The sequence below is a fragment of the Nocardia elegans NBRC 108235 genome, assembly GCF_001612845.1.
GTDB classification, from domain to species: domain Bacteria; phylum Actinomycetota; class Actinomycetes; order Mycobacteriales; family Mycobacteriaceae; genus Nocardia; species Nocardia nova.
This window is the reverse complement of record NZ_BDBF01000010.1, coordinates 106,558-119,928: the sequence shown is the minus strand read 5'-3', so window position 1 is coordinate 119,928 and position 13,371 is coordinate 106,558. Positions and strand designations below refer to the sequence as shown.

General features: G+C 68.3%; 16 protein-coding genes. 4 read left to right on the top strand and 12 right to left on the bottom strand.

All coding sequences use genetic code 11. The annotated features are described in order from the left end of the window. Positions 1–51 precede the first annotated feature (51 nt). Positions 52–447: an ArsR/SmtB family transcription factor gene (locus NE2_RS08880; RefSeq protein WP_227462942.1), complete on the top strand. Its 396-nt coding sequence runs from the start codon at positions 52–54 to the stop codon at positions 445–447. After that, positions 444–875: a Fur family transcriptional regulator gene (locus tag NE2_RS08875; protein WP_106958598.1), complete on the top strand. Its 432-nt coding sequence runs from the start codon at positions 444–446 to the stop codon at positions 873–875. Before NE2_RS08880 ends, NE2_RS08875 begins: the two co-directional genes overlap by 4 nt. Positions 876–890: 15 nt before the next feature. Here the strand turns inward: NE2_RS08875 and NE2_RS08870 are convergent, their stop codons facing one another. The 3 genes from NE2_RS08870 to NE2_RS08860 are packed head-to-tail and all read right to left on the bottom strand — an operon-like array spanning position 891 to position 2,956. Continuing rightward, a complete protein-coding gene (locus NE2_RS08870) occupies positions 891–1,289 on the bottom strand; it encodes a hypothetical protein (protein WP_084493910.1) in 399 nt (132 codons plus the stop codon). Positions 1,290–1,297: 8 nt separating this feature from the next. Continuing rightward, the gene (locus NE2_RS08865) at positions 1,298–2,095 is read right to left on the bottom strand and encodes an isoprenyl transferase (RefSeq protein ID WP_051755092.1); all 798 of its coding nucleotides are present in this window, start codon (positions 2,093–2,095) and stop codon (positions 1,298–1,300) included. A gap of 42 nt (positions 2,096–2,137) precedes the next feature. Continuing rightward, complete coding sequence (locus NE2_RS08860) at positions 2,138–2,956, bottom strand: SAM-dependent methyltransferase (RefSeq protein WP_036522682.1); 819 nt, start codon at positions 2,954–2,956, stop codon at positions 2,138–2,140. Positions 2,957–3,113: 157 nt separating this feature from the next. Between NE2_RS08860 and NE2_RS08855 the strand changes: the two genes are divergently transcribed. Beyond that, on the top strand, positions 3,114–3,989 hold the full coding sequence (locus tag NE2_RS08855) for an LLM class F420-dependent oxidoreductase (protein WP_063025491.1): 876 nt from the start codon (positions 3,114–3,116) through the stop codon (positions 3,987–3,989). Between the two features lie 9 nt (positions 3,990–3,998). On the opposite strand, the gene recO is transcribed toward NE2_RS08855, so the two are convergent. The 8 genes from recO to NE2_RS08815 form a co-directional block, all read right to left on the bottom strand. Beyond that, entirely contained in the window at positions 3,999–4,772 is a 774-nt protein-coding gene (gene recO, locus NE2_RS08850) for a DNA repair protein RecO (protein WP_063014617.1), read from the bottom strand. Positions 4,773–4,926: 154 nt separating this feature from the next. Next, positions 4,927–5,340 carry a hypothetical protein gene (locus NE2_RS08845; protein ID WP_146165287.1) on the bottom strand — a complete coding sequence of 138 codons (414 nt, stop codon included), beginning with the start codon at positions 5,338–5,340 and terminating at the stop codon, positions 4,927–4,929. Positions 5,341–5,571: 231 nt separating this feature from the next. Further along, positions 5,572–6,492, bottom strand: a complete 921-nt coding sequence (gene era / locus NE2_RS08840) for a GTPase Era (protein WP_063025489.1) — start codon at positions 6,490–6,492, stop codon at positions 5,572–5,574. Next, positions 6,489–6,854, bottom strand: coding sequence for a cytidine deaminase-like protein (locus tag NE2_RS08835; protein WP_063025570.1), 366 nt, complete (start codon positions 6,852–6,854; stop codon positions 6,489–6,491). Before NE2_RS08835 ends, era begins: the two co-directional genes overlap by 4 nt. Next, on the bottom strand, positions 6,841–8,199 hold the full coding sequence (locus NE2_RS08830; protein WP_063025488.1) for a hemolysin family protein: 1,359 nt from the start codon (positions 8,197–8,199) through the stop codon (positions 6,841–6,843). Before NE2_RS08830 ends, NE2_RS08835 begins: the two co-directional genes overlap by 14 nt. 220 nt (positions 8,200–8,419) lie before the next feature. Then, complete coding sequence (ybeY, locus tag NE2_RS08825; protein WP_030512859.1) at positions 8,420–8,974, bottom strand: rRNA maturation RNase YbeY; 555 nt, start codon at positions 8,972–8,974, stop codon at positions 8,420–8,422. A gap of 66 nt (positions 8,975–9,040) precedes the next feature. Further along, positions 9,041–10,117 (bottom strand): PhoH family protein, encoded by a 1,077-nt coding sequence (locus tag NE2_RS08820; protein ID WP_063014712.1) that lies wholly within the window; start codon positions 10,115–10,117, stop codon positions 9,041–9,043. A gap of 196 nt (positions 10,118–10,313) precedes the next feature. Further along, positions 10,314–11,210, bottom strand: a complete 897-nt coding sequence (locus NE2_RS08815; RefSeq protein ID WP_063025487.1) for a LysR family transcriptional regulator — start codon at positions 11,208–11,210, stop codon at positions 10,314–10,316. A 101-nt stretch (positions 11,211–11,311) separates the two neighbouring features. On the opposite strand from NE2_RS08815, the gene NE2_RS08810 reads away from it, so the two are divergent. Further along, on the top strand, positions 11,312–12,583 hold the full coding sequence (locus NE2_RS08810; protein ID WP_063025569.1) for an MFS transporter: 1,272 nt from the start codon (positions 11,312–11,314) through the stop codon (positions 12,581–12,583). A gap of 46 nt (positions 12,584–12,629) precedes the next feature. Here the strand turns inward: NE2_RS08810 and NE2_RS08805 are convergent, their stop codons facing one another. After that, the gene (locus NE2_RS08805; protein WP_063025486.1) at positions 12,630–13,370 is read right to left on the bottom strand and encodes a 16S rRNA (uracil(1498)-N(3))-methyltransferase; all 741 of its coding nucleotides are present in this window, start codon (positions 13,368–13,370) and stop codon (positions 12,630–12,632) included. Position 13,371: the final 1 nt, after the last annotated feature.

The following is a 13,371-nucleotide window of genomic DNA, read 5'->3' as shown; positions in this document are numbered from 1 at the left end:
GCACTTATGCATATCAATAATGGCATCGGTTTCCAATAAGGAGTTGGTTCGATGACCGCCGACAGCGGTGTCCCCGCGCGTCGAAGCCGCGTCGCCGTCGAGGCGCCCGCGCCGATCCCGCACGACCCGTATCCCTATCGCGCCCCGACGGCCCCCGCGGTCCCCGCCCGCACCACCCTCGACAACGCGGGTGAACTGCTGCGCGCGCTGGCCGCGCCGGTGCGGATCGCGATCGTGCTGCAGCTGCGGGAATCGCCGCGCTGTGTGCACGAGCTGGTCGACACGCTGGGCGTCACACAGCCCCTGGTCAGCCAGCACCTGCGCATTCTCAAGTCCGCGGGCGTGGTGCGCGGTGAACGCACCGGCCGTGAGGTGATCTACGAACTGGTCGACGACCATCTGGCACGCATCGTCGTCGACGCCGTCGCACACGCCGAGGAAGGATGATCGTGCCGGAGAAGACGGGCACCGCCGAGAAGACTGTCGGAATTCGCAGCACCCGCCAGCGCAGTGCGATCACCGCCCTGCTGGGCGATATCGAGGAATTCCGTTCGGCCCAGGAGCTGCACGACGAACTGCGCCGCCGCGGTGAGGGCATCGGCCTGACCACCGTGTACCGCACGCTGCAGTCGCTCGCGGACGCCGGCAAGGTCGACGTATTGCGCACGGACACAGGTGAATCCGTGTACCGGCAGTGCTCCAAGGGCCACCATCACCACCTGGTCTGCCGCCAGTGCGGACGCACCGTCGAGGTGGAGGGTCCCACCGTGGAGGCCTGGGCCGCGGCCATCGCGGGCGAGCACGGCTTCACCGACATCAGCCACACCATGGAGGTGTTCGGCACCTGCCGCGACTGCGCCCACCTCGGGCGCTGATCGCCCGCCCGCCGGTCAGGGCACCAGGCCCTGGCGGGCGCGGCCCGCGCCGGAGAGGACCAGCAGCAGCATCGTCGCCAGCGCGTCGTCGTCGAGGCCCGCCGCGGGGAAGGTGTAGCGCAGCAGCACGTCGGCCAGTTTTTCGTGGGCGATGATGGTCAGCGAACCGAACTGCAGCGCGTTGTTGCGATCGGCGACCCGCTTGTGCAGTTGCGGCTTCAAGGGACGATCCCACGCTAGGACGCAGGTCAGCGTGAGAACGTCCAGGCCGGGCGCCAGTGTGACGCCGCGCAGCGAGCACAGCGCACCCTCGTATTCGAAGCCGAGGGCGCCGCCGTCCTCCTCCCGCACGGCGATATCGCATTTCCGCAGGCAGGCGGCGGCTTGGGCCTGCAATTCCCGGGCGACGGTCAGATCGTTGCTCACTTCACGCCACCGAACCGGCGATCGCGCTTGGCGTACTCCACACAGGCCTCCCACAGGTCGCGGCGGTCGAAGTCGGGGAACAGGGTGTGCTGGAAGACGAATTCCGCATAAGCGGACTGCCAGATCAGGAAGTTCGAGCTGCGCAGCTCACCGGAGGGCCGCAGGAACAGATCCACATCCGGCATATCCGGTTCGTCGAGATACTTCGCGAAGGTCGATTCGGTGATCTTCTCCGGATCCAGCTGTCCGGCCGCGACCTTCCGCGCGATTTCCCGTGCCGCGTCGGCGATTTCGGCGCGACCGCCGTAGTTGACGCACATCGTCAGCGTCATCACGGTGTTGTCCTTGGTGAGCTCCTCGGCGATCTCCAACTCCTTGATCACGCTGCGCCACAGGCGCGGGCGGCGGCCCGCCCAGCGAACCCGCACCCCCATCTCGTGCATCTCGTCGCGGCGGCGCCGGATCACGTCGCGGTTGAAGCCCATCAGGAACTTGACCTCGTCCGGGCTGCGCCGCCAGTTCTCGGTCGAAAAGGCATAGGCGGAAAGCCATTTCACGCCGATCTCGATACACCCCTCGACGGTGTCCATCAGCACCGCCTCGCCGCGCTCGTGCCCGGCGGTGCGCGGCAGCCCGCGATCCTGCGCCCACCGGCCGTTGCCGTCCATCACCAGCGCCACATGCCTGGGCACGAATTCCGGCGGCAGCGCGGGCGGAGTGGCGCCGGACGGGTGCGGTGACGGCGGACGAATCGTGCGGGTGGTCTGGGAGCGGTTACCGATCACGCCACCTATCCTGCATCACCGCGCATCGCACGTGACCGGGGCCGTGGGAATTCAGCGCTTGACGCCGACCGCGGCCCAGATGCCGAACGCCTCGTCGGCCCACGCGAGCCGTTCCTCCGGGATGTAGAAGTCCGGATTCGGCTGCCAGCGGTGCATCGGAACCACGCCGGGCTCGATGATCTCCAGTCCGTCGAAGAAACGGGTGACCTCGGCCTTGTTGCGCAGGGCGACCTTCATTCCGGCCTGGGCGTAGACCGCCGCCACCTTCGCGAGCCGTTCCGGGTTCACATCGCTGGAGGCGTGGGTGATGCTGAGGTACGACCCGGGCGCGAACGCGTCCATATAGGTGCGCACGATGTCGTAGGCGCCCTCCTCGTCGGTGACGAAATGCATGATCGCGGCCAGGTTGAGCGCCACCGGCCGGGACAGATCGATCACCGCGCGGAACGCCTCGGAGCCGAGGATCACGTCCGGATCGCGCACATCGGAGGGAATGTATTCGGTACGCCCCTCCTCCGAGCCGATCATCAGCGCGCGGGCGTGCGCCAGCACCAGCGGGTCGTGGTCGACGTACACCACGCGACAGTGCGGGTCGACCGCCTGCACGGCGTTGTGCAGATTCGGTTCGGTCGGAATTCCGGTACCGATGTCGAGGAATTGCCGCACGCCGTTGCGCGCCGCGAAACGCGCTGCCCGATGGACGAATTCGCGATTGGCGCGTGCCGCCTGCGCGGTCTCGGGAAATACCTCCATCACCTTCGACGCGGCCTCGCGATCGGCCGGATAGTTGTCCTTGCCGCCGAGGTAGTAGTCGTACATCCGCGCCGAATGCGCCTTCTCCGTATCGAACTCGACCAGTTCGTGAGACATCGAAGCTTTCTCCGTAAGGTTGGGTGGGACCTTCGAGTGAAGTTACCTCGTCCGAGCCGCACGGAGGGCCCGCATTCCGGGAAACCTCTTGACCTGGAGTGCGCTCCAGGGCATAGCGTTCTCCCCCGGGAAGTCAGTCACTGACGAGGAGAACTCCATGGAGCTCGGGTTTCACATTCCTATCTTCGATATCGACGGCGGCACCACCGCGATCGCGGGTGAGCTGGCGCGAGTGGGGCAGGCCGCGGAGGCGGCGGGCGCCACCTGGTTGTCGTTCATGGATCACTACTTCCAGATCGAGCCGACCGGCCTACCGGCCGAGGCGAACATGCTGGAGGGATACACCACGCTGGGATACCTTGCGGCACATACCAGCTCGATCGACCTCGGGCTGCTGGTCACCGGCGTGACCTATCGGCATCCGGGGCTGCTCGCCAAGATCGTCACCACCCTCGACGTGCTGTCGGGCGGCCGGGCCACGCTGGGTATCGGCGCCGCCTGGTTCGAGCGGGAGCACCGCGGGCTCGGGGTCGAGTTCCCGCCGCTGGCCGAACGGTTCGAGCGGCTGGAGGAGACACTGCGGATCTGCGCGCAGATGTGGGATCCGGACAACAACGGGCCGTTCGAGGGCAAGTACTACCAGCTGGCCGAGACGCTGTGCTCACCGCAGCCGATCCATCGCCCGAACGTGCTGATCGGTGGCGGCGGCGAGAAGAAGACGCTGCGATTGGTCGCACAGTACGGCGACGCCTGCAATCTGTTCGGCACCTCGCCGGAGGATGTCGCCCACAAGCTGGACGTGCTGCGCCGCCACTGCGACGACGTCGGCCGCGATTTCGACACCATCCGCACCACGATCATGGCCAACAATCCGCGCCCGAATCCGGACGTTCGCGACGAATTCGTCCGCAGCATGGCCGATTACGCGAAAGTGGGCATCGACGCGGTGCTGATCACCCCGACCACGAGCTCGCCCGCGGCATGGATCGAGGGCATGGCGCCGGCGGTCCCGCAGCTGGCCGACCTCGGGTAGGCGGCCGGGTTATCCCACCCGCGAGGCCGGCGGCTCCGCCGCCTCGTGCGGACGCGAGCGTTCGATCAACGGCAAGGTCCGCAGCTGCCGTTCCAGATGCCATTGCAAATGAGCGGCGGTGAGCCCGCTGGCCTGGCGGCGGACGGACTCGGCGACCGCGTCGAGTCCGGTCCAGTCCCCGCGATTGAGCGCACTCATCAATTCCAGGACTCCGACCGAGGGCGTGGCCGAGCCGGGCGGGCGGCAGTGGACGCAGACCGCTCCCCCGGCGGCCACGTGGAAGGCGCGGTGCGGGCCGGGGGTCGCGCACCGGGCACATTCGTCGAGGGCGGGCGCCCAGCCCGCGAAACCCATGGCGCGCAACAGGAATGCGTCGAGGATCAGTTCGTGCGGGCGCCGGCCGGCGGCGATCGCGCGCAGGGCGCCGGCCGTCAGGGTGTGCAGGCGGGGTGCGGGGGCGCGCTCTTCGCCGGCGAGGCGTTCGGCGGTTTCCAGCACCGCGCAGGCGGTGGTGTAGCGACCGTAGTCGGCGACGATATCGGCGGCGAACGCCTCCACGGTATGCACCTGTGTCACGGTGTCGAGGTTGCGTCCGGGATACAGCTGCACGTCGATATAGGCGAACGGTTCCAGCCGGGCGCCGAACTTCGACCGGGTGCGGCGCACACCCTTCGCCACCGCCCGGACCAGCCCGTGCTGACGGGTGAGCAGCGTGACGATGCGATCGGCCTCACCCAGTTTGTGCTGGCGCAGCACAATCGCCTGGTCCCGATACAACAACACGTTCACAGTCTCCCACGCCGGGCCGACCGATCCCCACGCCCCACGCCACTCGATCGGGTGAGACGCTCCCCCGCCGTTCCGGCCGGATCACTCGGCCCCGGCCTGCCCTCGAACACCCTCCCCGCTTCGAGCGACAGTGCCGACCCGCGCCGCCTCACACGCTGCGCGGCAAGCCCTCCGCGTAGAGCTGCGCGATGCGCGGTGCGTGAATTGTGCGCAGCATGAGGGTTGTCCAGCCGGTGCGAATCGGGTCGATCGCGCCCCGGTCGGCCTCGACGAGTATGCGTTCGGGGCCCTGCAACTCCATCGTGACGGCGGGATGGCCCAGCCAGACGTCGACCAACGCCTCCCGATTCCCCCAGATGACCAGGCGTTTTCTGCTCATCCCGATGGTTCCGCCGACGATATTCTCCCAACTGGAAGAACCGTAGTGCAGTGGTGTCCGATAATTGCGTCTGGCCAGCGATCCACTCACCGGGCCGAATACGACGATCCCTTCCGATTCCAGATCCGAACGCACTTGCGGCGGCAGCTCTTTCGAGCCGAACGCCCGGGACATCCACTTCACGCCAGGATCGTAGGCCCGTCTCACAATGTGCGTGCGCACACAGTTCGCGCGCTCCTGCGGAAATACCGGAACCGGACATCACAATTCGACTACGGCCAACCTGCGACTCCGATATGGACGGATGACCAGCTTCGCGCTGGGTTTCGCGCGCGCCCCGAGACGGAGATCACAGATGGCGACGTCATCGATCGGAGCCGCACCGGTCGGACCGATTTCTCGTGGGAACGACGATCAGAATCCCAGCTTGCGCAGCTGTTTGGGGTCGCGCTGCCAGTCCTTGGCGACCTTCACGTGCAGATGCAGATAGATCCGGGTGCCCAGGATGTGCTCGATCTGCTTGCGCGCCGCGGTGCCGACCTCTTTGAGCCGGGCGCCGCGCTTGCCGATGATGATCGCCTTCTGACTCGGCCGCTCCACGTACAGCAGGGCATGTACGTCGAGCATGTCCTCGTGTTCCTCGCGCGGCATGACCTCCTCGATCACCACCGCCAGCGAATGCGGCAGTTCGTCGCGCACACCCTCCAGCGCCGCCTCGCGAACGAGTTCGGCCATCAGGGTTTCCTCGGGCTCGTCGGTCAGCTCCCCGTCGGGGTAGAACGCCGGGCCCTCCGGCATCTTGGACGCGATCACATCGACGAGCAGCTCGACCTGCTCACCCTTGGCCGCCGACACCGGAACCACCTCGGCCTCGGGGCCCAGCAGTTGCGAGACCGCGAGCAGTTGCTCGGCGACCTGCGGCTTGTCTACCTTGTCGATCTTGGTGACCACGCCGATCAGCGTCGTCTTCGGCGCCATCTGCTTGACCTGCTGGACGATCCAGCGGTCACCCGGGCCGATCTTCTCGTCGGCCGGAATGCACAGCGCGATCACGTCGACCTCGGAGTACGTGTCGCGCACCAGATCGTTGAGGCGCTGCCCCAGCAGGGTGCGCGGCCGGTGCAGTCCGGGAGTGTCGACCAGGATCAGCTGGGCATGGTCGCGATGGACGATGCCGCGGATGGTGTGGCGGGTGGTCTGCGGCCGCGAGGACGTGATCGCGATCTTCTGGCCGACCATGGCGTTGGTGAGCGTGGATTTGCCGGTGTTGGGCCGGCCCACGAAACACACGAAGCCGGAACGGAATTCGCCCTCGCCGGGCTGCTGGACGCTCATCGCGCCGACTCGGTTCCGGCGGCGACGGTGCGGTAGCCGGCGCCCTTGCGATCGGTGACGATGACGACCGCCGACGCGCTCACCTCACGCACCGCGGCCACCCCCGGATCGGAATCCTGACCACCGACCAGCACCGCCGCCTCGAAGCCCTCCGCACCGCTGGAGATCGCGGCCGCGACCGCCGCCTGCAGCGCGGACAGCGACAGCGCGTTCAGCTCCACCGTGCCCGCGGCGTAGGTGCGGCCGTCGGTATCGCGGATCGCCGCGCCCGCCACCCCGCCGGTGCGTCCCATCGCACCGCGCGCCAGCACCAGCAGTTTGCCGTCCTCGGCGTTCAAATCGGCGGTTTCACCCTCGGTCATCGCCATCTCCGTTCTCGTATCTCGACGTCTCTTCCCGCCCCTGACGGTCGCCGCGCACCGCATCCGCGAGCGCGCCCGACATTTCGTCCGGTTCCTCCGCGCGGCGCGCGACGACGGTGTGCACCCGCACCCGGCCGCGGGTATCGGCGCCGCCCTCCCCCTGCAGCAGCAGCCCGTGCACGACGACCTCCGATCCCGGCAGCGGCACCCGGCCCAGCGTGTGCGCCAGCATGCCGCCGACGGTGTCGACGTCCTCCTCCTCGATCTCCAGGCCGAACAGCTCGCCCAGATCTTCGACCGGCAGCCGGGTGGAGACGCGGTAGACGCCCTCGCCCAACTCTTCCACCGGCGCGATCTCGTCGGTGTCGTATTCGTCGGCGATCTCACCGACGATCTCCTCGAGCACATCCTCGATGGTGACCAGCCCGGCGATTCCGCCGTATTCGTCCACCAGCAGCGCCATATGGTTACGGCGACGCTGCATCTCGTCGAGCAAGGCGTCCAGCGGTTTCGAATCGGGCACGAACACGGCCGGGCGCATCACCGCCCGCACCTGCACGCTGCGGCCCCGATCCGCATACGGCACAAGATCTTTCAGATAGACCACGCCGAGGATATCGTCGACGTTCTCACCGATCACGGGAATGCGCGAGTGCCCGGACCGCACGGCCAGCGACATAGCCTGCGCCACCGCCTTGTCCGCTTCGATCCACACCATCTCGGTGCGCGGCACCATTACCGCGCGGGCCGCGGTGTCGCCGAGTTCGAACACCGACTGGATCATGCGGCGTTCCTCGGAGTCGACCACACCGCTCTGCTGCGCCATATCGACGATTTCACGCAGCTCCACTTCGGAAGCGAAGGGGCCGTTGCGAAATCCGCGACCGGGGGTGATGGCGTTACCGATCATGATCAGCAACCGGCTCACCGGTCCGAGCAGCGCCCCGATCGCCTGCAGCGGCAGCGCGGCCGCCAGCGAGATCGAATACGCGTGCTGGCGGCCCAGGGTGCGCGGGCCGACACCGATGACGACATAGTCGACCACGACCATGATCACCGCGGTCACAGCCAGCGCCCATCCCCAGCTGAGCACCTCGCTCAGCGCGGCGGCCAGCAGGACCGTCGCCGCGATCTCACAGGTCAGCCGCAGCAACACCATGAGGTTCACATAGCGCGGCCGGTCGATCGTGATCCGGGCCAGCCGGCGGGCGCCCGGACGGTCGGCGCGGACCAGATCGTCGACCCGCGCCGGCGAAACGGTCATCAACGCGGAATCGATCGCCGCGAAGACACCGCCGACCGGAACCAGCAGAATCGCCAGCAACAGTGGGATCAGCCAGTTCACGCTCTACCCTCGGCCGCATGAGCTCGGGCCTGCGTGGTGACGCTGCGCTGCCGCCTCCGGCCCTGACCGCTCATGCTGTGTTCGATGGCCGCATGAGCTCGGGCCTGCGTGGTGACGCTGCGCTGCCGCCTCCGGCCCTGACCGCTCATGCTGTGTTCAACCGCCGCATGAGCTCGGGCCTGCGTGGTGACGCTGCGCTGCCGCCTCCGGCCCTGACCGCTCATGCGGGGTCCAGGGGGTCGCCCGGGGCCGTGAATCCGGTCTTCCCCAGCAGGCGTCGGTCGCGTTCGGCCAGTTCGGCTCGGCGGGCGGCCTCGCGCAGGCTTTCGTACCATTCGGCGAGCAGGCGGTTCTGCAGGCCGAACATCACCTTCTCCTCTTCCGGCTCGGCGTGGTCGTAGCCGAGCAGATGCAGCACCCCGTGGACAGTGAGCAGCGCCAGTTCGTGGTCGAGGGAATGGCCGGCCTTACCGGCCTGGGCGGCGGCGAATTCCGGGCAGAGCACGATGTCGCCGAGCATCGAAGGGCCCGGTTCGGCGCCGTCGGGACGGCCACCGGGTTCGAGTTCGTCCATCGGGAACGACATCACGTCGGTGGGACCCGGCAGGTCCATCCACCGCATGTGCAGATCGGCCATGGTGTCGAGATCGACGAGCACCATCGACAATTCGGCCGCCGGATGCACGTCCATCCGCTCGATCGCGAACCGCGCGACGCTGACCAGATCCGGTTCCGATACGTCGATGCCCGACTCGTTGGCGATCTCGATACTCACCCTGCCAGCCTAATGGGGGCCGCGCATGGCCTCACCACCACACCAGCGGCGAGCCGCTCGGGCCACTCAGCGGCGAGCCGCCTTGTCCGCCGCGCGGCGCTGGGCGCGGTTGCCGCCCGGGTAGTGCCGCGCCACCTGCGGCCGGGCGTCGGACTCGTAGCGGTCGTAGGCGTCGACGATGTCCGAGACCAGCCGGTGGCGCACCACGTCGCTGGAGGTGAGCTCCGCGAAATGGATGTCGTCGATATCGGTGAGGATGTCGCTGACCACCCGCAGCCCGGATCGGGTGCCGCCCGGCAGGTCGACCTGGGTGACGTCGCCGGTGACGACGATCTTCGAGCCGAAACCGAGCCGGGTCAGGAACATCTTCATCTGTTCCGGCGTGGTGTTCTGCGCCTCGTCCAGGATGATGAACGAGTCGTTGAGGCTGCGTCCGCGCATATACGCCAGGGGCGCGACCTCGATCACGCCGGAGGCCATCAGCTTCGGAATCGCCTCGGGGTCCATCATGTCGTGCAGGGCGTCGTAGAGCGGACGCAGATACGGGTCGATCTTCTCGTTCAGCGTGCCCGGCAGAAATCCCAGCCGCTCCCCTGCCTCCACCGCCGGACGGGTGAGGATGATGCGGGTGACCTGCTTGCTCTGCAGCGCCTGCACGGCCTTGGCGACCGCCAGATAGGTCTTCCCGGTACCGGCCGGGCCGATGCCGAAGACGATCGTGTGCTCGTCGATGGCGTCGACATAGCGCTTCTGGTTCAGCGTCTTCGGGCGGATGGTCTTTCCGCGCCGGGCGATGATGTCCAGACTCAGCACCTCGGCCGGGGAGTCGGAGGATCCCTCGGTCAGCATGGACACCGTGTGCCGGACCGCTTCCGGGGTGACGACGCGATTGTGCGCGGTCAACGCCACGAGCTGCTCGACCACCCGCTCGGCCAGCGCCACGTCGGCGGCCTTACCGGTGAGGGTGACCGAATTCCCGCGCACGTGGATGTCGGCGTCGAGCAGACCTTCGAGTTCACGCAGGTTCGCATCGGCGGAACCGAGGAATCCGAATACGGACTCCGGGGCTAGTTCGATGCTGGACCGCACCGTCCGGGCCGCTGGACCCGAACCGTTACCATTGCCGGGGGCACCGGCTCCGATGCCGGTCGTGGGGGTTGTCGGGTCGCCGATATCGCCTGATGTTCGCAAAAGGGGCTATGGCCTGCTTTCCGGTCTCGAACGGATCCTCTCCTTTCCTCAAAGTCTATCGCGCGGCACCGACACCGCCCACTTATTTGATCTCCAGCCCCAGCTCAGAGGCCGCTCGCCCGGAAGATGAGCGGTCGTCACCGTTCGTTCACCGCCCGCTCCCGCGCGACCATTCGACGGCGAACTCACGAAAGGTGCGCACCGCGTCGCCGGGCACCGCGTCGGCCGACCAGATCAGTCCGACCGCGCGGGAGGCACCCGGATCCGACAGCGGAACCAGCACCGGCCCGGGCTGCGGCCCCCGCACCGCGGGCTCCTCCAACGGCAGCAGCGCCACTCCGAGCCCCGCCGCCACCAGACCCGACACGGTCACCAGATCACTGGACTCCAGCGCGATCCGCGGACGGAAATCCGCTGCGGCACAGAGCTCGTCGAGAATTCTGCGCATCCCGTAGCCGGTGGGCATGGCGATGAATTCGGCCTCCGCGGCCTCCGCCAGCCGGATCTGCCGCCGGCCCGCCAGCCGATGATCGACCGGAACTCCGAGGGCGAGGCGCTGCCGGAACAGCGTGCGCCAGCCCAGCCCGGGCAGCGCCGGTTCGGGTGAGGTCAGACCGAGATCCGCCGTACCGTCGAGCACCTCGGCGGCCACCACGTTGGCAGGTCCCTGATCGAGCCGGAACGTGATCCGCCCCGACACGCGCCGGAAGCCGGCGATCAGCTCCGGCACGACCCGCCCGCCGAAGGAATGGACGAACGCCAGCCGCACCGACCCCCGGGCCGGATTCGCCAGATCCGCGAGCGCCCGGCTCGCGGCGTCCAGTTCGGCCTGGGCGCGACGGGCGTGTTCGTAGAAGATGCGCCCGGATTCGTTGAGCGTCAGCCGCTTACCGTGCCGATCGAACAACTGCGTGCCGAGTCGCTGTTCCAACCGGGCGAGCATGCGCGACAGCGTGGGCTGGGCCAGATGCAGCCGATCGGCCGCCGCACCCACGCGTTCGAGTTCGGCGAGGGTCAGAAACCAGTGCAAATCGTCACTCGCCATCGGCAGGCTCCCCGCGCTCAGCTCAGCTAATGCGGAAATTGCATCAACTTACCGATCATTATGCATTTCCTTTTCCAGCCATGTGGAGCCACGGTGGAGGCATGACCAGCGCGACCGTGACCACCGCTCCCGTCCGGACGGCCGAGGACGCGCGGCACGAGCGGCGGATCACCCTCGCGCTGTTCGCGGCCGGACTCACCACCTTCGGGTCGATGTACAGCGCGCAGGCGCTGCTGCCGAGCCTGTCGACGGCCTTCGGCGCCACGCCCGCGCACGCCGCACTGGCGGTATCGCTGACGACGGGTCTGCTGGCGGTGGCGATCGTGCCGGTGAGCGTGCTGTCGGGGCGGTACGGCCGCACCCGGGTGATGATCGCGTCCGCGGTGGCGACCAGCGTCATCGGTCTGCTGTTGCCCTTCAGCCCGAGTCTGGACCTGATGCTCGCGGGGCGGGCCGTCCAGGGCATCGCCGTGGCCGGCGTGCCCGCGGTCGCGATGGCGTATCTCGCCGAGGAGATCGGTTCGGCCGGATTGGGCACCGCGATGGGCATCTACGTCTCGGGCACCACCATCGGCGGTCTGGCCGGCCGGCTGATTCCCGCCTTCACCTTGGAGGTGGCGTCCTGGCGTTGGGGCGCAGCGATTTTCGCGGTGGCCGCCGCGCTGTGCACGGTGTGGTTCGTGCGGATGCTGCCGCCCTCCCGATACTTCGTCGCGCGGCCCCTCGGCGTCGGCGCGCTGCTCGGCGACCTCGCCACGCATCTGCGCAACCGCGCGCTGCTCCCGCTGTTCGGGTTGGCCTTCCTGCTGATGGGCGGATTCGTCTCGGTGTACAACTTCCTCGGCTACCGGCTCATCCAGTCGCCGTTCGGTTTGTCCGCGGCCACCGCGGGTGCGGTTTTCCTGATGTATCTGTCGGGCACGGTCTCGTCCACCGCGGCGGGCCGGTTCGCCGATCGGCTCGGCCGTTTCCCGGTGGTGGCGATCTCTCTCGCGACGATGAGCATCGGCCTGCTGCTGACCATTCCGGATCATCTGGCGATCCTGTTGCCGGGTCTGCTGTTGTTCACCGCGGGCTTCTTCGGCGCGCACGCCGTGGCCAGCGCGTGGGTCGGCGCCACGGCGACGGGTAATCGCGCGGCCGCGTCCTCGCTGTACCTGTTCGCCTATTACGTCGGCAGTTCGATCGTCGGCGCGTTGGCCGGCCTGGCCTACAGCTGGCACGGGTGGGCCGGATTGGCGCTGTACGTGGGTGTGCTGATCGTCGTGGCGGCGGGTCTGGTGGCTTGCCTCGGATTGCGGTTGCGAACCGAGGGCTCCCGGTCCCGGCCTACCGCCGGCCCGTCCGAGATCGGAACTTCCGGCCCCGCCTGACGACCGCACCGCACCGTGGACCGCGGACGCCGGCCGGATCCGGGACCTACCAGCGCGGAGTCAATGCCCCCAGCGCACCGAGCGCGACCGCCGCGGCGGTGGAGGTGCGCAACACCGTCGGCCCCAGGAGCGCGACGGTAGCTCCCGCCGCGGTGAGCGCATCCAATTCCGAGTCGTCCAGACCGCCTTCGGGGCCCACGATCAGCACGATCGGCGCGGTCCGCGGGAACGCCAGCTCGGCGAATCGCGCCGTCGCGGATTCGTGCAGGGCGATCGCTATGCCGTTGTCCGCGACGGTTTTCCGGACCAGCTCGGCCACATCCGCGGTGCGATGCAGATCGGCGACCTCGGGGATGTAGGCCCGCCGTGACTGCCGGGCCGCCGTCCGGGCCGCCGCACGCCACTTGTCGACGCCCTTGCGCGCCTTGGCTTCCCAGTTCGCGACACACCGGGCGGCCTGCCATGGGACGATCGCGTCGGCGCCCGCCTCGGTCATCAATTCGACCGCGAGTTCGGAACGATCCGATTTGGGCAGTGCCTGCACGACCGTCACCGCCGGCGACACGGGCGGGGCGACCACGCGGTCGAGCACCTTCAGATCCAGGCGATCCCGCCCGGTGGCCACGACCTCGGATTCGGCGAGCAGTCCCGCACCGTCGGAGAGCGTGATCGGCTCGCCGACCCGGATGCGGCGCACGGTCGCGGCGTGCCGTCCCTCGGGACCGTCGAGCACCGCGACCGCGCCGACCGGCGGTATCTCGTCGAGATAGAAAACCGTTGCGGCCACG

Excerpts from the sequence above, each read along its gene's own strand:
- era (WP_063025489.1), bottom strand. The coding sequence starts at position 6,492 with ATGAGCGTCCAGCAGCCCGGCGAGGGCGAATTCCGTTCCGGCTTCGTG.
- NE2_RS08860 (WP_036522682.1), bottom strand. The coding sequence starts at position 2,956 with ATGTCTCACGAACTGGTCGAGTTCGATACGGAGAAGGCGCATTCGGCG.
- NE2_RS08815 (WP_063025487.1), bottom strand. The coding sequence starts at position 11,210 with ATGGCGAGTGACGATTTGCACTGGTTTCTGACCCTCGCCGAACTCGAA.
- NE2_RS08880 (WP_227462942.1), top strand. The coding sequence starts at position 52 with ATGACCGCCGACAGCGGTGTCCCCGCGCGTCGAAGCCGCGTCGCCGTC.
- NE2_RS08875 (WP_106958598.1), top strand. The coding sequence starts at position 444 with ATGATCGTGCCGGAGAAGACGGGCACCGCCGAGAAGACTGTCGGAATT.
- NE2_RS08835 (WP_063025570.1), bottom strand. The coding sequence starts at position 6,854 with ATGACCGAGGGTGAAACCGCCGATTTGAACGCCGAGGACGGCAAACTG.
- NE2_RS08855 (WP_063025491.1), top strand. The coding sequence starts at position 3,114 with ATGGAGCTCGGGTTTCACATTCCTATCTTCGATATCGACGGCGGCACC.
- NE2_RS08810 (WP_063025569.1), top strand. The coding sequence starts at position 11,312 with ATGACCAGCGCGACCGTGACCACCGCTCCCGTCCGGACGGCCGAGGAC.